This is a genomic window from Streptomyces sp. BHT-5-2 (assembly GCF_019774615.1).
Lineage (GTDB): Bacteria > Actinomycetota > Actinomycetes > Streptomycetales > Streptomycetaceae > Streptomyces.
The window spans coordinates 2,559,128-2,575,655 of record NZ_CP081496.1; the positions used below are offsets into that span (position 1 = coordinate 2,559,128).

The 16,528-nt window shown below is 71.6% G+C and carries 13 protein-coding genes and 3 pseudogenes; 4 read left to right on the forward strand and 12 right to left on the reverse strand.

All coding sequences use genetic code 11. From position 1 onward, the window contains the following. Window positions 1-66: 66 nt before the first annotated feature. The 7 genes and pseudogenes from K2224_RS11405 to K2224_RS41580 all read right to left on the reverse strand — a co-directional run. Entirely contained in the window at window positions 67-1,530 is a 1,464-nt protein-coding gene (locus K2224_RS11405; RefSeq protein WP_221906454.1) for a catalase, read from the reverse strand. Window positions 1,531-1,760: 230 nt separating this feature from the next. Beyond that, complete coding sequence (locus K2224_RS11410; RefSeq protein WP_221906455.1) at window positions 1,761-4,253, reverse strand: SpoIIE family protein phosphatase; 2,493 nt, start codon at window positions 4,251-4,253, stop codon at window positions 1,761-1,763. Between the two features lie 87 nt (window positions 4,254-4,340). Further along, the gene (locus K2224_RS11415) at window positions 4,341-5,024 is read right to left on the reverse strand and encodes a class I SAM-dependent methyltransferase (RefSeq protein ID WP_221906456.1); all 684 of its coding nucleotides are present in this window, start codon (window positions 5,022-5,024) and stop codon (window positions 4,341-4,343) included. Window positions 5,025-5,267: 243 nt separating this feature from the next. Next, entirely contained in the window at window positions 5,268-6,002 is a 735-nt protein-coding gene (locus K2224_RS11420; RefSeq protein WP_221906457.1) for a DUF402 domain-containing protein, read from the reverse strand. 68 nt (window positions 6,003-6,070) lie between these two features. Next, window positions 6,071-7,465, reverse strand: a complete 1,395-nt coding sequence (locus tag K2224_RS11425; RefSeq protein WP_221906458.1) for an aspartate ammonia-lyase — start codon at window positions 7,463-7,465, stop codon at window positions 6,071-6,073. Between the two features lie 91 nt (window positions 7,466-7,556). Next, a pseudogene (locus tag K2224_RS11430) lies at window positions 7,557-7,706 on the reverse strand (DUF397 domain-containing protein); the annotation flags it as partial. A gap of 88 nt (window positions 7,707-7,794) precedes the next feature. Beyond that, window positions 7,795-8,049, reverse strand: a pseudogene (locus tag K2224_RS41580) (Scr1 family TA system antitoxin-like transcriptional regulator); the annotation flags it as partial. Window positions 8,050-8,320: 271 nt separating this feature from the next. Here K2224_RS41580 and K2224_RS11440 point away from each other — a divergent pair. After that, a complete protein-coding gene (locus K2224_RS11440; protein ID WP_221906459.1) occupies window positions 8,321-8,524 on the forward strand; it encodes a hypothetical protein in 204 nt (67 codons plus the stop codon). Window positions 8,525-8,624: 100 nt separating this feature from the next. Here K2224_RS11440 and K2224_RS11445 read toward each other — a convergent pair whose 3' ends face one another. Continuing rightward, on the reverse strand, window positions 8,625-10,298 hold the full coding sequence (locus tag K2224_RS11445) for a fumarate hydratase (protein ID WP_221906460.1): 1,674 nt from the start codon (window positions 10,296-10,298) through the stop codon (window positions 8,625-8,627). 303 nt (window positions 10,299-10,601) lie between these two features. Here K2224_RS11445 and K2224_RS11450 point away from each other — a divergent pair. Together K2224_RS11450 and K2224_RS11455 are read left to right on the forward strand one after the other, a co-directional pair. Beyond that, window positions 10,602-11,192 (forward strand): annotated as a pseudogene (locus K2224_RS11450) (DUF1707 domain-containing protein); the annotation flags it as partial. A 359-nt stretch (window positions 11,193-11,551) separates the two neighbouring features. Beyond that, the gene (locus tag K2224_RS11455; RefSeq protein ID WP_221906461.1) at window positions 11,552-11,914 is read left to right on the forward strand and encodes a WhiB family transcriptional regulator; all 363 of its coding nucleotides are present in this window, start codon (window positions 11,552-11,554) and stop codon (window positions 11,912-11,914) included. A gap of 203 nt (window positions 11,915-12,117) precedes the next feature. On the opposite strand, the gene glpX is transcribed toward K2224_RS11455, so the two are convergent. Further along, on the reverse strand, window positions 12,118-13,149 hold the full coding sequence (gene glpX / locus K2224_RS11460; RefSeq protein WP_221906462.1) for a class II fructose-bisphosphatase: 1,032 nt from the start codon (window positions 13,147-13,149) through the stop codon (window positions 12,118-12,120). 255 nt (window positions 13,150-13,404) lie between these two features. On the opposite strand from glpX, the gene K2224_RS11465 reads away from it, so the two are divergent. After that, window positions 13,405-13,914 carry a DUF4245 domain-containing protein gene (locus K2224_RS11465; RefSeq protein WP_260692525.1) on the forward strand — a complete coding sequence of 170 codons (510 nt, stop codon included), beginning with the start codon at window positions 13,405-13,407 and terminating at the stop codon, window positions 13,912-13,914. A gap of 113 nt (window positions 13,915-14,027) precedes the next feature. Here K2224_RS11465 and K2224_RS11470 read toward each other — a convergent pair whose 3' ends face one another. The 3 genes from K2224_RS11470 to xseA all read right to left on the reverse strand — a co-directional run bounded on the left by K2224_RS11470 (window position 14,028) and on the right by xseA (window position 16,473). Further along, window positions 14,028-14,621 (reverse strand): malonic semialdehyde reductase, encoded by a 594-nt coding sequence (locus tag K2224_RS11470; RefSeq protein ID WP_221906464.1) that lies wholly within the window; start codon window positions 14,619-14,621, stop codon window positions 14,028-14,030. A gap of 315 nt (window positions 14,622-14,936) precedes the next feature. Continuing rightward, the gene (locus K2224_RS11475) at window positions 14,937-15,206 is read right to left on the reverse strand and encodes an exodeoxyribonuclease VII small subunit (protein WP_221906465.1); all 270 of its coding nucleotides are present in this window, start codon (window positions 15,204-15,206) and stop codon (window positions 14,937-14,939) included. Between the two features lie 10 nt (window positions 15,207-15,216). Next, window positions 15,217-16,473: an exodeoxyribonuclease VII large subunit gene (gene xseA, locus K2224_RS11480; RefSeq protein ID WP_260692526.1), complete on the reverse strand. Its 1,257-nt coding sequence runs from the start codon at window positions 16,471-16,473 to the stop codon at window positions 15,217-15,219. Window positions 16,474-16,528: the final 55 nt, after the last annotated feature.

A 16,528-nucleotide genomic window follows, 5' to 3' on the forward strand; every position in this document is an offset into this window, starting at 1 on the left:
GGCAGCACCGCGGCCCGCGCCCCCAGGGGGGTGCGGGCCGCAGTGCTTCCCGCGGGCGGCGAGGGCTCAGCCGCCGTTGACCTTCTTGGCGATCCGGTCGCCGAGGTTCTTGTCGATGTTCCGCCAGTACTGGAGCGCCCGGTCCAGCACCGGCCGGCTCACCCCGTTCAGAAGGTGCCCGGCGACGTTGCCGACCAGTCGTTCGCGGGCCGCGTCGTCCAGCACCTCGCGGACCATCGTGCCCGGCTGACCGAAGTCGTCGTCGTCCCGGCGCAGCGTGTACGCCTCGCGCACCATCGCGCCGCTGGACTCCCAGCCCGCAGGCTCCCCGTACCGCGCGGTGTCCGCCGCCGGGCCGCCGTAGGAGTTCGGCGCGTACGGCCGGGCGGTACGCGCCGGGTCGAACCGCATCGGGCCGTCCTTGGCGTACGAACGGGCCGGCACGTGCGGCCGGTTGGGCGGCAGCTGCGCGTAGTTCGGGCCGATCCGGTACCGGTGGGTGTCCGGGTACGAGAACAGCCGGCCGAGCAGCATCTTGTCCGGGGACGGGCCGATGCCCGGCACCATGTTGGACGGCTCGAACGCGGCCTGCTCGATGTGGATGAAGTAGTCCTCCGGGTTCCGGTTCAGCGTCATCCGGCCGACCTCGATCAGCGGGTAGTCGCCGTGCGGCCACACCTTGGTCAGGTCGAACGGGTTGAAGCGGTAGTCCGCGGCGTCGTCGAACGGCATGACCTGCACGTACAGCGTCCAGGACGGGGCGTTGCCGCTCTCGATGGCGTCGTGCAGGTCCCGGCGGTGGCAGTCGGCGTCCTCGCCGGCCAGCCGGTCGGCGTCGGCCTGGGTGAGGAAGTCGATGCCCTGGTCGGTCTTGAAGTGGTACTTGATCCAGAACTTCTCGCCGCCCCCGTTGACCCACATGTAGGTGTGCGAGCCGTACCCGTTCATGTGCCGGTACGTCTTGGGGATGCCGCGGTCGCCCATCAGCCAGGTGACCTGGTGGGCCGACTCCGGCGAGAGCGTCCAGAAGTCCCACTGCATGTCGTTGTCGCGCAGCCCGTTGTCGGGGCGGCGCTTCTGGGAGCGGATGAAGTCCTGGAACTTGATCGTGTCCCGGACGAAGAAGACCGGCGTGTTGTTGCCCACCAGGTCGTAATTGCCCTGCTCCGTATAGAACTTGAGGGCGAAGCCCCGCGGGTCGCGCCAGGTGTCGGGGGAGCCCTGCTCGCCGGCGACCGTCGAGAAGCGGGCCAGCATCTCGGTCTCCTTGCCGGGCTGGAAGAGGTCCGCCTTGGTGAACTGGCTGACGTCGTTGGTGACCCTGAAGGAGCCGTACGCGCCGCTGCCCTTGGCGTGCACCACCCGCTCGGGGACCCGTTCGCGGTTGAACTGGGCCATCTTCTCGATCAGATAGTGGTCCTGGAGGAGGATCGGGCCGTCCGGGCTCACGGTCAGCGAGTGCTCGTCGCTCTCCACCGGGATGCCGGTGTTGGTCGTCGTGTGCGGGACGTTCCGGGCGGTGCTGGACATCGGAGGAATGCCTTCCGTTCGATGACTGGCGGTGGGGCGGGCAAGGGGGCCGTCGGTCCCGACCGCGGACAGCCGGCCCCTTGGGTCCCTTTTGCCCCACCCAACCAGTCAATGCCGACGGCGGCATGTCGGCACGGGCTCCCGGGCGATCGGACGGGCCCGGCCCGTACACGCGAGGGGACCCCGCCCGATCCCGGACGGGGTCCCCTCGCGTGTGCCGGCGCTCCGCCTCAGAGGCGCACCCCCGGCGGCATCGACAGCTCGAACCAGACGACCTTTCCCATGCTCAGCCGGGTCGCACCCCAGCGCCGGGCCATCCGGTTGACCAGATACAGCCCGCGGCCGCCCTCGTCCGACGGCCGGGCCTGCCGCAGCCGCGGCAGCTGGGGCACGTCGTCGCCGACCTCGCAGCGCAGCACGTCCGTGCGCAGCAGCCGCAGCGTCACCGGCCGCTCGGCGTACCGCACGGCGTTGGTCACCACCTCGCTCACCAGCAGCTCCAGCTGGTCGGACAGCTCCTCCAGGCCCCAGCGGGCCAGCGCCCGCCGGGCCAGCCGACGCGCCTGCCCGGCGGTCTGCGCCTTCGGGTCGAGGTACCAGTACGCGACGTCGCTCGGCGCGATGCCGTCGAACCGGGCGGCCAGCAGCGCGATGTCGTCATCGCGGTCGCCCGGGCCCAGCATGTCCAGCACCTCGTCGCACAGCGGCTCCAGCGGCGGCGGATTGGGCCCGGTCAGCCGGGCCGTCTCGGCCAGCCGCTCGCGCAGCTGCTCGATGCCGGTCCACACGTCCCGTATCCGCGACTCCACCAGGCCGTCGGTGTACAGGACGAGGGTGGCGCCCGCCGGGGCGTCCAGCTCCACCGCCTCGAAGTCCACCCCGCCGACGCCGATCGGCGCGCCCGGCGGCACCCGCAGCACCTCCGCGCGCCCGCCGCGGTGCAGCATCACCGGCGGCGGATGCCCGGCGTTGGCGACGATGATCCGGTGCGCCACCGGGTCGTAGACCGCGTACAGGCAGGTCGCCATCCGGTCCGAGCCCAGCCGCTGGGCCTGCTCGTCGAGGTGGTGCAGCACCTCCTGCGGCGGCAGGTCCAGCCCCGCCAGGGTCTGCGCCGTCGTCCGCAGCTGCCCCATGATCGCGGCCGAGGTCATCGAGTGGCCCATCACATCGCCGACGACCAGCGCCACCCGGCTGCCCGGCAGCGGGATCGCGTCGTACCAGTCGCCGCCCACCCGGGCGGTCTCCGCCGCCGGCAGATAGCGGCTGGCCAGCCGTACGCCGGTGGGCTGCGGCAGCGAGTCCGGCAGCATGGTGCGCTGCAGCGCGTCGGCGATGTACGCCTCGCGGCCGTAGAGCACCGCCTTGTCCACGCCCAGCGCGGTGTGCGTCGCCAACTGGGCCGCCACCAGCAGGTCGTCCGGCTCGAACGCCGGGCGGTCCGGGCGGCGCAGGAACACCGCCGCACCGATCACCCGGCGGCGCCCGCGCAGCGGCGCCAGGATCACCCGGTGGCCGCCCGGCAGCCGGGTGTCGGGCCCCAGCAGCTCCGGCAGCGCGGTCCGGGCCGCCTGCGCCTCGCCGAACAGCGGCCGCACCCCGCGCAGCACCTCCGCCAGCGGCCCGCCCGGGCGCACCTCGGACAGCTCCGCGGCGCTGCCGCCCATCGCCGGCCCCAGATCCGGCTGCGCCGGCAGCACCGGCAGCCGCAGCCCGTTGGTGTCCGGCTCCTCCGGGATCCGGTCGGTACGGCGCAGCCGCAGCACCACCGGGCCGGTCGGCCGCTCGTCGCCCACCGGCAGCGGATCGCGCAGATACACCAGGATCGCGTCGGCGAACGTCGGCACCGTCGCCCGGCACAGCCCCAGCACGATCTCGTCCAGGTCTATGCCGCGGGCGATCCGCCGGGTCGCCGCCCCGATGAACCGCAGCCGGTCGCCGCCGGCCTGCCGGGCCGCGGCCACCTCGCTGCTCTCACCGGGATGCGCCGAGCGCGCGGGCGGCACCGAAGGCGGCTGCGAGGGCCCCGACGGGGGCGGCAGCTCCGCGTCGGCCGGCCCGCCGCCCCGTACACCCGGTGGCGGGCCCGGCGGCCGTCCGCCCGCGCCCGGCTCACCGCCGTGCGCCCAGGTCGCCGGATCGCCCTCCCGGGGCCTTCCGACGCCCTCACCGCCGGGGCGCGGCTGCGCATGCCCCGGCTCCTCGTCCGGCTCCGGCGCACCGGTGCGGTCCAACGCGCCCTGCGCCACCGGCCGGCGCGCGCGGACCGCCGCGCGCTCCGCGCCCGGCTCCCCGTCCGGCCCTCCCTCAGCGGGCATGGCCACCTCCCCGTACGGGTCGTACGAGCCCCCGTACGACCCGGCGTATCCGCCGTAGGAACTGTCGGACGTGCGGGCGGCGCCGTACGCCCGCGCGCCGTCGCCGGCCGGGCCGTGATCGGCGGCCGGCTCGGCGTCCCCCTGCCCCGCCGGCGGCCCCGCGGAGGCCGCGGCGGCACGCTCGCCGGTCGCGTCACCGAGGCCGGCGCCGTCACCGCCGCGCACCGCGAACCCCGTCCCCGGCGCCGGGTCGTGGCCGGTGCCGGCGGGCTGCTGGAGGGCGCTGCGCGGGTCGGGGACGCCGCCCGGCGGCGCCGTCCCGGCCGTCCCCGCAGCGGGGGACGCCGAGGACGCGGCGGTCGGGGCCGACTGCCGCGTTTCGTGGGAGGAGGAGTGCTCCGTCACGCGTGGGATTCCATCCGTCCGGGGCTGGCGCCGGCGCGCCGCGTTCGGTGCGCGCCGCCCGAGCGGACGCGACTGACGCGGTGCGTCTCAAGCGCGTCGCAGGTGCAGGAAGAGCTGGATTTCGGGTGGTACGTCCGTACTCGCCGGGGCATACGCATACGAGTCCTCCCCGACGACGTCGAAACCCACGTCGCGCACGACCCGGCGCAGGTCGTCCCGCAGATATCCGGATACCCGGATCGTGCTGCCGAGGAACGGAATGGGGTAGTCGTCGATATCGGCCTCGACCATTGCCAGGGCCATCAGCCCGCCCGGTCGCAGGAGGTCGTGCAGCATGCCCAGGGCACAGGGGATTTCCGCGCGGGGCATCATCAACAGGGAGAAATAGGCGGCGATTCCGTCGAAGGAACCCCGCCCGCCCAGCCGGCCGGCGCGCAGATCGGCGATGTCCAGCCGGTGGAATTCGGCGCCCGGGACGTTCTCCCGGGCGAGTGCGACCATCCCGGGGGAGAGGTCGATTCCCACGACCCGGTGGCCCGCGTCGCAGAGTTGACGGGCGGTCGGCAGGCCGGTGCCGGAACCGGCGTCGAGGATCCGGGATCCGGCCGGCAGTTCCTCGCTCAGCCACACACCCGAGGCGATCTGGCCTTCTTTGTGCGGAAAGGCCGTCTCGTACTGGTCACCGATCGCGTCGAAGGCATCGGCCTGTCCGGCCCGGTCGAGTGCTAACCGGTTCAGGCCCTCGTACGCGTCGTAGCTTGTCGCGCTCACGACCTCGCCCCTCCTGCGACCGCGGTCAAGTTCGTTTTCCCGTTCTGGAGTTGCGCCTGTGCAGTCTTGCGGAGGACGATCCTACGTTTGAAGGCCCAGGGCGCAGCAAGGGGGCTGGGTACCGCTTCCCGTCCGGCGGGAACGCCCGGGCAACCCGGCGGGAAACAGTTTTGCCCGTAGGCGCACCTTTCCACCGTTCGCCCCCTTCACTCGTTCCACGCTCTTCTTTTCGCGTTTGCTTCCTCACGGCAGCAAACGGTCCGGCAGGCGCTCCCAATCCTCCGGAAGCGACGGAACGTCCCAGGCCGGGTCGGGCCGCCAGTCCTCCCAGCCGTCGGAGAACGGCCCGTGCCACGCCGAGATCTGTGCGACCGCGGCGCGTCCGGCGGCCTTGACATCGGTTGCCTGCGCGTCCGTCATCAGCCCGTCCCGCCGTGCCTGTGCGAACTCGTCCTCGTCCCGCCACTCCCAGTGCCGGTCCGGATAGACGCAGATGTCGAGGAAATGGTCGAGCGAGTCGATTCCACCCGACCAACGACGGCGCGGCTCCTCCAGATTGACGTACCAATTCTTGAAGTGCCAGCCGCTCTCCCAGAACAGCCAGACCGACCAGGGATCTCCCGGCCGGGCCAGCTTCAGCACACCGTTGCCGAACCACTGGTCGCGCATCGTCCGCCGCGGCTTGGTGTAGCGGGTGGCCAGCGGCTCACGGTGCACCGGAGTGCCGTCGGCGAGCACCGGCTTGACGCACGGCGTCCCCGGCGCCATCCACACCGCGAGCAGTTCCTCGGTGTCCTGGACGACGGTCACCGGGCGACAGATGTGGAACCGGCGGGGGTCGGTGTTGTCGCGATAGCGCCACAGGACGTGGTCCCCGGGCGCCCAACGCCCCGACTCCGCCGCCCGTCCCGCCCCGGCCACCGGCGCGGGCACACCGGCCGTCCCGCCTTCCGTCGTCTCCACCATGTCCGCTGTCATGAGCAGATCTTAGGGGCGCCGCGTTGAGCGCGCGGTGACGTGCGCCGCACCGCTGGTTACCGAGAGGGTTACGGACGGGTCATCCGCAACACGTCCAACGCCTCGTCGAGCTGTGCCACCGTCAGCAGACCGCGCTCGACATAACCGCCCTCGACGACCACCTCGCGGATCGTCTTCCGTTCCGCCAGCGAGCGCTTGGCGACCTTCGCGGCCTCCTCGTAACCGAGGTACTTGTTCAGCGGAGTCACCACCGAAGGCGACGATTCGGCGTACTCCCGGGCCCGCCCCACATTCGCGGTGATCCCGTCCACCGTCCGATCGGCCAGCAGCCGCGACACATTGGCGAGCAGTCGCACCGATTCCAGTACATTCCGCGCGATGACCGGCAGCATCACATTCAGCTCGAAATTGCCGGCCGCCCCGGCCGTCGCCACCGTCACGTCATTTCCGGTGACCTGCGCCGCGACCATCAGCACCGCCTCCGGAATCACCGGATTGACCTTCCCCGGCATGATCGACGACCCCGGTTGCAGATCCGGCAGGTTGATCTCGGAAAGCCCCGTACGCGGCCCCGACGCCATCCACCGCAGATCATTGGCGATCTTCGTCAGCCCCACGGCGATGGTCCGCAACTGACCGCTGGTCTCGACGATCCCGTCCCGCGCGCCCTGTGCCTCGAAGTGGTCGCGCGCCTCCGTCAGCGGCAGCCCCGTCGTCCGCGCGACCTCGGCGATCACCGCGGCCGAGAAGCCGGGCGGGGTGTTGATCCCCGTGCCCACCGCCGTGCCGCCCAGCGGCAGTTCGGCCAGGCGCGGCAACGAGGCCCGCAACCGCTCGACGCCGTACCGCACCTGCGCCGCGTACCCCCCGAACTCCTGCCCCAGCGTCACCGGCGTGGCATCCATCAGATGCGTCCGCCCCGACTTCACCACCTCGGCGAACTCCGCCGCCTTCCGCTCCAGCGCCGCCGCCAGATGCTCCAGCGCCGGGATCAGATCGCCCAGCACGGCCGACGTCGCCGCGATATGAATCGACGACGGGAACACGTCGTTCGACGACTGACTCGCATTGACGTGATCATTGGGGTGCACATCCCGCCCCAGCCGCTCACTGGCCAGGGTCGCGATCACCTCGTTGGCGTTCATGTTCGACGACGTCCCCGACCCGGTCTGGAACACGTCGACCGGGAAGTCCTCGTCCCACCGCCCCTCGGCCACCTCGGCCGCCGCCTCCGCGATGGCCTCCGCGACGTCCTTGCCCAGCACGCCCAGCTCGGCGTTGACCGTGGCGGCCGCCCCCTTGATCCGGGCCAGCGCCTCGATGTGCGCCCGCTCCAGCCGCTGCCCGGAGATCGGGAAGTTCTCCACGGCCCGCTGGGTCTGGGCCCGCCACTTGGCATGCGCGGGCACCCGCACCTCACCCATCGAGTCGTGCTCGATCCTGAATGCGCTGTTTTCGCTCATGCCTATGACAGTGCCCGCGAGGCGGGATCTGTTCCCGGCCCCGCGACGGATGTCACCTGCCTGCGTCCTCAGCGAGCGGCGGCTCCGCCCGTCAGCCTTCGAGCGCGCCTGTGAAGGCGTCCCACGCGCCGGCGGCAATGACGAGGGCCGGCCGTTCGGGATCCTTGCTGTCCCGAACGGAGACGAAGCCGGGGTGGCCGTCGGCCACCTCCACGCAGTCGCCCCCCTTCTTGTTGCCGTAGCCGGACTTGCGTCACTCGGCGGCGCTCAGATCGGGCCGGGACGTACGCAGCACGGTAGATGCTCTCCATGACGGATCGGATCATGTCGAGTGACATGTTCGGCGGCAGGGCCAGCGCCCGGGCGTGATCGTACGACTCCGCGAACGTGCCCACACCCTCTGGTTCGTCTGCGAGTTGGCCGCATTCGGAGCTTTCGGCGTAGGCGCACTCGGGCGCGTCCGGCAGCGTCAGCAGAGACATGGACCCTTCCGCAGCACCATGCGCGCCGCTGCTGAACGGCAGGACCCGGACGGTGATGTGCTGGGCCGTCGGCTGTATCCAGTAGACGTGCGAGCTGCGCACGCATCAGATCGGGTTTCCGCACCCCCGTGCCGAACGGCGCCGCCACGGATGACGCTGGATCAATTTCCTTGGCCACAGCCTCACTTCGCATTATTACGCCTGTAGGAATCAGCTCTCACTCCCTTCTCAAGGTTACGCCGCAGAGCAACGATGGGAACACGGAAAGTGACGATCCGCTGAAACTTAGGGGCATCCCACGACGAAACCCGGAACCCGCCCTCGCCCCCTAACGGGACAGCGTCAACACCCCCCACCGAACAGGAGCGTCACCATGGCCACGAGCGCCGGCCACACCTCACCGGGCCCGCGGTCCCGGCAATCACTGATGACCCTGCGCGTCTACACCACGACCCGCGACGGCAGCGTCGTCCAGGAACGCGCCCAGATCCACGTCGTAGCCGGCGACCGCTTCGACCTCTACGGCCTCTCCCAGGCGTGGCCGCCGTGCGCCTGCCCCCGCCATCGGGGGCTGTAGGGGACGGGGGAGGGGAACGAGAAGGCCGCCACCCACGCGTTCGCGCGGATGGCGGCCGTAACGCCGTGCGGGCGGCGCCCCGTTGGGCGGCCGCCGGAAATCAGGAAGAGCGCACCGGGATCGACGTGAACGTCGGCGTGGTCGGCGCCGGGTCCTGGAAGAAGTCGTTGCCCTTGTCGTCGACGACGATGAAGGCCGGGAAGTCCTCGACCTCGATCTTCCAGACGGCCTCCATGCCCAGCTCCTCGTATTCGAGGACCTCGACCTTCTTGATGCAGTCCTGCGCCAGGCGGGCGGCCGGGCCGCCGATGGAGCCCAGGTAGAAGCCGCCGTGCGTGCCACAGGCGTCGGTGACCTGCTGGGAGCGGTTGCCCTTGGCGAGCATGATCTTGGAGCCGCCGGCGGCCTGGAACTGCTCGACGTAGGCGTCCATCCGGCCCGCGGTGGTGGGGCCGAAGGAGCCGGAGGCGTAGCCCTCGGGGGTCTTGGCCGGGCCGGCGTAGTAGACCGGGTGGTCCTTGAGGTACTGCGGCATCCCCTCGCCCGCGTCCAACCGCTCCTTGATCTTGGCGTGCGCGATGTCGCGGGCGACGACCAGCGTGCCGGTGAGCGAGAGCCGGGTCTTGACCGGGTGCTTGGTCAGCTCGGCGAGGATGTCCGCCATCGGCTGGTCGAGGTCGATCCGGACCGCGTCGAGGTCGGGGCCGGCGCCCTTGGTCAGCTCCTCGTCGGTGGTGTCCGGCAGGAAGCGGGCCGGGTCGGTCTCCAGCTGCTCCAGGAAGACGCCCTCGGCGGTGATCTTGGCGACGGCCTGGCGGTCCGCCGAGCAGGAGACGGCGATGGCGACGGGGCAGGAGGCGCCGTGCCGGGGGAGGCGGACGACGCGGACGTCGTGGCAGAAGTACTTGCCGCCGAACTGGGCGCCGATGCCGATCTTCTGGGTCAGCTCGAAGACCTTCTCCTCCAGCTCCTTGTCCCGGAAGCCGTGGCCGGTCGGCGAGCCCTCGGCCGGCAGCTCGTCGAGGTAGTGCGCGGAGGCGTACTTGGCGGTCTTCAGCGCGTACTCGGCCGAGGTGCCGCCGACGACGATCGCCAGGTGGTACGGCGGGCAGGCGGCCGTGCCCAGCGAACGGATCTTCTGCTCCAGGAACTTCATCATGGACGCCTCGTTGAGGACGGCCTTGGTCTCCTGGAAGAGGAAGGACTTGTTGGCCGAGCCGCCGCCCTTGGCCATGAAGAGGAACTTGTAGGCGCCGCCGTCGGTCGCGTACAGCTCGATCTGGGCCGGGAGGTTGGAGCCGGTGTTCTTCTCGTCCCACATCGTCAGCGGCGCCATCTGCGAGTAGCGCAGGTTGAGCTGGGTGTAGGCGTCGTAGATGCCGCGGGAGAGGGCCTCCTCGTCGCTGCCCCCGGTCAGTACGTTCTGGCCGCGCTTGCCCATGACGATCGCGGTGCCGGTGTCCTGGCACATCGGGAGCACGCCGGCGGCGGCGATGTTGGCGTTCTTGAGCAGGTCCAGGGCGACGAAGCGGTCGTTGGCGCTGGCCTCCGGGTCGTCCAGGATCTTGCGCAGCTGGGCGAGGTGGGTCGGGCGCAGGTAGTGCGCAATGTCGTGCATCGCCTCGGCGGCGAGCTTGCGCAGCGCCTCCGGCTCGACCTTGAGGAACGTCCGGCCGTCCGCCTCGAAGGTGCTGACGCCCTCCGAAGTCACCAGGCGGTAGGGGGTGTTGTCCTCGCCGGTGGGGAGCAGGTCGGTATAGGCGAATTCCGGCATGGGGGATATGTCCTTACTCGGAGGGGTGGTGGCTGACTTCTGTGGCAGCGCCCGTCCAGCGTAGAACCCCCGGCCTCCGGCTCCGCTGTGAGGTAGGGCTCAGTCGGCCGGGACATGTCCCCGGTGCTCTAGTCGCGATCTATCGCGTTTCGGTACGCTGGGGTCGTGGACGCTTCAGGAAACGGGGGACGACCGGGCCCCGAGACCCCGCCCGGGCCGCTTGCGGAGCAGCACGACCAGCAGGTGGTGAAACTGACCAAGGGCGAGGCGAAATCGCCGGCCAAGCCCGTGGCGGAGGCCGACATGCGGGCCTCGGACGCGGACCGCGACCGGATCGCGGAGATCCTTCGGGAGGCCCTCGCGGAGGGCCGGCTGGACGCCGAGGAGCACGCCGAGCGGATCGACGCGGTCTACCGCGCCAAGACCGTCGGCGAGTTGGAGCCCGTCGTCCGCGACCTGCCCGCCGCCGCCCGCCGACCGGAGCCGGGCGCGGAGTCCTACGCCTACGGCCCGGGCGGCCCGGTGCCCGACCAGAACCTCGTCGCGATCTTCAGCGCGGCCAACCGCAAGGGCCGTTGGCGGGTCCCGCCGCGGATCAACGCGGTCGCGATCTTCGGCAGCGTGGAGATCGACCTCACCGAGGCGGTCTTCCCGCAGCAGCGGGTCCAGATCAACGTCACCTCCGTCCTCGGCAGCGTCGAGATCCGGGTCCCGGAGAACGTCACCCTGCGCAGCAGCGGCTCCGGCATCCTCGGCTCCTTCGAGGTGGAGACCCACGACGCCGAGGACGGCAACGCCCCCGAGGTCGACGTGAACGGCTTCACGCTGCTGGGCAGCGTGGAGGCCAAGCCCAAGCGCGGCGCCTGGATCCGTGATCTGCGGGACCGGCTGCGCGGTGAGCGGCGCGAGCGGTTCGACGAGCTGCGGGCCGAGCGGCACGAGCGGATGGACAGGCTCCGGGCGGAACGGCACGAGCGGATGGACGAGTTGAGGGCGGAGCGGCGCGAGCGCTGGGAGGAGCGCCGGGAGCGGCGGGACCGTCGCTGGCTCGGCTAGCCCGTCGGCAGCGGGGCGTCGGGGCGGCCGGCGGGGCGGTCGGCGGTCCTCGATCGACACGGTGTGCATAAGCCCGCGTACAGCGGGTAGGGCTGGTGCATCGTCTCTCGTACGGCTGCGGGGTGCGAAAAAAGGCCGTGCGCAGCGAGACGGGCAAGGGTGATTTCTCTCGCCGAAGCCGTCGTCAGGAGTAGACCGTGCTGCTACCGCATCAGCCCCTGCAGGATGCCGCTGTCGTTCCGTCCCAGCGAGGGCACGCTCGCGACGAGGCCGGTCCCTGGCATGCGGAGGCGGTGTGCCGCCGGGACGAGGCCGGGTTGTTCTTCGCCCCCTCCAAGGAGCCCACCGCCGCACGGCTGGCCAGGGAGGAGGCCGCGAAGCGGGTCTGTGCCCGTTGCCCGGTGATGGTCGAGTGCCGGGAGCACGCCCTCCTCCAGCCGGAGCCCTACGGCGTCTGGGGCGGGCTGACCGCCGCCGAGCGCCGTGTGGTGCTGACCCGCCGGCGGCGCCGGGAGGGCGAACTGCAGCGCGCCGCCGCCCCGATGCCCGCGGCCGGCTGACCCCACCGCGGGCCCGTCCGGGCAGCTGCCCCCAAGGCCGGGGGCACCCTCCCGGCCTCAGCTGGGGGAGCATCTCGCCCCCGCCGGAAGTCGCTTCCGACGGGGGCGAGTTGCTCCCCCAGCCAGACGCTGGGAGGTGCCACGCCGACGACTCCGGCCGCGGCCGGGTCAGCCGTGTGCCGACGACTCCGGCCGCCGCCGGCTCAGCTCGGGCGCTCGAAGTCGATCGAGCTGTAGGCGCGCAGCTTGGAGAGGCGGTGCTCGGAGTCGATCTGGCGGATGGTGCCGGACTTGGAGCGCATGACCAGGGACTGGGTGTAGGCGGTCTCCGCGCGGTAGCGGACGCCGCGCAGCAGCTCGCCGTCGGTGATGCCGGTGGCGACGAAGAAGACGTTGTCGCCGCTGACCAGGTCCTCGATCTGCAGGACCTTGTCCAGGTCGTGGCCGGCGTCGAGGGCGCGCTGCCGCTCCTCGTCGTCCTTGGGCCACAGCTTGCCCTGGAAGGTGCCGCCCATGCACTTGAGCGCACAGGCCGCGATGATGCCCTCGGGCGTACCGCCGATGCCCAGCAGCAGATCCACGCCGGTGCCCTCGCGGGCCGCCATGATCGCGCCGGCGACATCGCCGTCGGCGATGAACTTGATCCGCGCGCCGGCCTCCCGGACCTCCTTGACCAGGCCGTCGTGGCGCGGCCGGTCCAGGATGACGACGGTGACGTCCTCGACCGCGGACTTCTTCGCCTTGGCGATCCGCTTGATGTTCACCGCGACCGGGGCGGTGATGTCGACGAAGTCCGCCGCCTCCGGGCCGGTGGCGAGCTTGTCCATGTAGAAGACCGCGGACGGGTCGAACATCGAGCCGCGCTCGGCGACCGCCATCACGGACACCGCGTTGGCCATGCCCTTGGCGGTCAGCGTGGTCCCGTCCACCGGGTCCACGGCCACGTCGCACTCCGGGCCGGTGCCGTCGCCCACGCGCTCGCCGTTGTAGAGCATCGGGGCGTTGTCCTTCTCGCCCTCCCCGATCACCACGACGCCGTTCATCGACACGGTGTGGATCAGGGCGCGCATGGCCTTGACCGCCGCGCCGTCCGCGCCGATCTTGTCGCCGCGGCCGACCCAGCGGCCCGATGCCATGGCACCGGCCTCGGTCACCCGGACCAGCTCCAGGGCGAGGTTGCGGTCCGGGGCCTCCGGGCTGACCTCTAGCGGGGACGGCAGATGATGCTCGGTCATCGAGCGCACCTTTCTGTACGGCGACGGCCGGATTGATGAGGGTGCCCATGACTTTATCGGTACGTCGCGAAAATGAGCAGGGGGGGCTTCGCATGAGCAAGCGCATGGCCGGGTACCGCCCGCGCCGGAGGGGCACCGCCCGCCGAACCGTTTGTGCAGATGGGCGCCGTCGCAGGGGGGCGTGTCCGGACGGCGGCGGGCATGGGGGACGATAGGGAGGTGGCTGGTATGCGAGGCAGGCAAAGAGTGACGGACATGGTCCTGTCGCTGGCGGTGATCGGGGTCCTGGTCGGGGCGATCTACTTCTTCATCCCGCACGACGACAGCGCGACCGCGGAGAAGAACGCGGTGCAGACCGTCGACACCCGCGTCGAGATCATCACCGCCCGCCGTGCCGCCCCGTACCCGGTCGCCGCACCCGAGGGTCTGTCGAAGGACTGGCGGGCCACCTCCGTCTCGTACAAGGCCGGCAGCGACGGCAAGGGCGGCGCCTGGCATCTGGGGATGCTCGACCCGGAGCAGCAGTATGCGGCCGTCGAGCAGAGCGACGCGCCCGCCAAGCAGTTCATCCAGGACGTCACGCTCGGCGCCGCCAAGGTCGGGGGTCAGCAGGCCGTCGGCAGCAAGAAGTGGGACCGCTACCAGGGCGACACCTACAAGGCGCTGGTCCACCAGGAGCCCGGGGTGACCACGGTCGTCACCGGGACCGCGCCGTTCGGGCGGCTGGCGGAGCTGGCCGCGGCGCTGGTGGCGAAGAAGGGCTGAGGCCGCGAAGCGCTGAGGCCGCGAAGGGCCGAAGCAGGGCTGCACGTACGCGACGAGGCCGCCGCACCGGATCGGGTGCGGCGGCCTCGTCGTCGTGTGGGGCCGGTGGCGGCTCAGACGGTGGTCGCGGCCTCGTCGAAGGCCAGGCGCGGGGAGCGCGGGAAGAAGGCGTCCGGGCCCGGCTTGCCGACGTTGATGACCAGGAAGGACTTCTGCTTGCCGTCGCCGAAGAACTCCTTGTCGACGGCGCCGAAGTCGAAGCCGGTCATCGGGCCGGCGGCCAGGCCGGCGGCGCGGATGCCGAGGATGAAGTAGCCGGCCTGGAGGGTGGCGTTCTGGGTGCCGGCGGCCTCGCGGGCGGACAGCTCGGAGAAGAAGTCGTCCTTGACGTTGGGCAGGGCCGGGAAGAGCTTCGGCAGCTTCTCGTGGAAGTCCAGGTCGACGGAGAGGATCACGGTCAGCGGCGCGGCCAGGGTCTTCGGGCCGTTGGCGCCCATGGCGTGCGCGACCAGGCGCTTGCGGGCGTCCTCGGAGCGGACCAGCGTGATCCGCAGCGGCGACTGGTTGAAGGCGGTCGGAGCGTACTTCACCAGGTCGTAGATGGCCTGGACCTGCTCGTCCGTCACCGGCTCGTCCGTGAACGTGTTGGCGGTCTGGGCCTCGCGGAACAGGAGGTCCTGAGCGGTGGCGTCAAGGGCGAGAGACATGTGGGGCACCTCGGGGCTTCGGGTGGTTACGGATCGTCGGGGACTGCGCGGTCCACGGGAGCGCGTGCCGTGCGTGCACCGTCCATGGGGACGGAGTGCACTGTCCACGCGGATGGGCTGCACTGTTCACCGGATCAACTCTAACCCCGATAGATTAAAGTTCAACTAACGGGTGATGCATTGTGAGTGGCTTCACATGAGTGGGCCTCGCGCGAGTGGGTTCGTACGAGCGGGTCGTGGAACGGCTGCGGCCTTCCGGAAGCCGGAAGGCCGCAGGGCGGGCGCGGGGGCGACGGCGTCCCTCCGGTGCCGTCGCTACTCCGCTTCCCGCTCCGTCTGCTCCTCCGGGCCCTCCGCCAGCGCCGCGTCCAGCCGCGCCCGGGCGCCGTCCAGCCAGCGGCGGCAGACCTTCGCCAGCTCCTCGCCGCGCTCCCACAGGGCCAGCGACTCCTCCAGCGTCGTGCCGCCCGCCTCCAGGCGGCGGACGACCTCGATCAGCTCGTCCCGTGCCTGCTCGTAGCCGAGGGTGGACTCCACCGGGGGCACCCCGGCCGCCGCGTCCACCACGTCATCCGTCTTCGCCATGTCTCCCACCCTATGAGTCCGCCCTGGTCGGAACCGTCTCCGCGGAACCGGCGCCCGGGACCGCGGCCACCCGCACCCGGAACTCGCCGTCGGCCACCCTGGCCCGCAGCTCCTCGTCCACCGCCACCTCGGACGGCGCGCGCACCGCCGCCCCGTCCGGCTTCTGGAGCACCGCATAGCCGCGCTGGAGCGTCGCCTTCGGGGAGAGCGCCACCACCCGCGCCAGTGTGTGCACCAGCTCCGAATCGGCGCGGTCCAGCAGATGCCCCAGCGTCCGCCGGCCGCGCTCCAGCAGGGCGGTGATCTGCTCCTCGCGCTCCTGGACCATCCGCTGCGGGTGCTGTATCGACGGGCGGTGCAGTGCCGCCGACAGGCCCCGCTCCTCGCGGTCCAGGAAGCCGCCGAGCGCGCGCCGGGCGCGCTCCCGCAGCTGGTGCACCCGGGCCAGCTCCTCGCCGACGTCCGGCACCACCTTCTTCGCGGCGTCCGTCGGCGTCGAGGCCCGCAGATCGGCCACCAGGTCCAGCAGCGGGCTGTCCGGCTCGTGGCCGATCGCGGAGACCACCGGTGTGCGCACCTCGGACACCGCCCGGACCAACTGCTCGTCGGAGAACGGCAGCAGATCCTCGACGCTGCCGCCGCCGCGCGCCACGATGATCACGTCCACCTCGGGCAGCGCGTCCAACTCCTGGACCGCCGCGACCACCTGGGGCACCGCGTGCACCCCCTGCACCGGCACATTGCGCACCTCGAAGCGGACCGCCGGCCAGCGGTGCCGGGCGTTCTCCAGCACGTCGCGCTCGGCGGCGCTGGCCCGGCCGCAGACCAGCCCGATCAGCTGCGGCAGGAACGGCAGCGGCCGCTTGCGCTCCGCGGCGAACAGCCCCTCCGCCGTCAGTGTCCGCTTCAACTGCTCCAGCCTGGCGAGGAGTTCGCCCACGCCGACCGGCCGGATCTCGGCGGCCCGCAGCGAGAGCTGGCCGCGCGGGGCGTACCACTCCGGCTTGGCGTGCACCACCACCCGGGCGCCCTCGCTCACCACCTCGGCGACCCGGTCGAAGACCTGGCGATAGCACGTCACGCTCACCGAGATGTCGTGCGACGGGTCGCGCAGCGTCAGGAACACCACACCGGCGCCCGGCCGCCGGGAGAGCTGGGTGATCTGCCCCTCGACCCACACCGCGCCGAGCCGGTCGATCCACCCGCCGATGAGTCGGGACACCTCGCCGACCGGGATCGGCGCTTCCGGAGACGTGGAGACAGCCATGCCAGCGAGAGTAGCGGTGGGCACTGACAGTGGGCGCCGGGTGGCAGTGGGCCGC

What these genes read in the sequence shown, in the direction of transcription:
- K2224_RS11425 (WP_221906458.1), bottom strand. Translation starts at nt 7,465, where the DNA reads ATGAGCGAAAACAGCGCATTCAGGATCGAGCACGACTCGATGGGTGAG.
- K2224_RS11465 (WP_260692525.1), top strand. Translation starts at nt 13,405, where the DNA reads ATGGTCCTGTCGCTGGCGGTGATCGGGGTCCTGGTCGGGGCGATCTAC.
- K2224_RS11475 (WP_221906465.1), bottom strand. Translation starts at nt 15,206, where the DNA reads ATGGCGAAGACGGATGACGTGGTGGACGCGGCGGCCGGGGTGCCCCCG.
- K2224_RS11405 (WP_221906454.1), bottom strand. Translation starts at nt 1,530, where the DNA reads ATGTCCAGCACCGCCCGGAACGTCCCGCACACGACGACCAACACCGGC.
- glpX (WP_221906462.1), bottom strand. Translation starts at nt 13,149, where the DNA reads ATGACCGAGCATCATCTGCCGTCCCCGCTAGAGGTCAGCCCGGAGGCC.
- xseA (WP_260692526.1), bottom strand. Translation starts at nt 16,473, where the DNA reads ATGGCTGTCTCCACGTCTCCGGAAGCGCCGATCCCGGTCGGCGAGGTG.
- K2224_RS11440 (WP_221906459.1), top strand. Translation starts at nt 8,321, where the DNA reads ATGGCCACGAGCGCCGGCCACACCTCACCGGGCCCGCGGTCCCGGCAA.
- K2224_RS11470 (WP_221906464.1), bottom strand. Translation starts at nt 14,621, where the DNA reads ATGTCTCTCGCCCTTGACGCCACCGCTCAGGACCTCCTGTTCCGCGAG.
- K2224_RS11445 (WP_221906460.1), bottom strand. Translation starts at nt 10,298, where the DNA reads ATGCCGGAATTCGCCTATACCGACCTGCTCCCCACCGGCGAGGACAAC.
- K2224_RS11420 (WP_221906457.1), bottom strand. Translation starts at nt 6,002, where the DNA reads ATGACAGCGGACATGGTGGAGACGACGGAAGGCGGGACGGCCGGTGTG.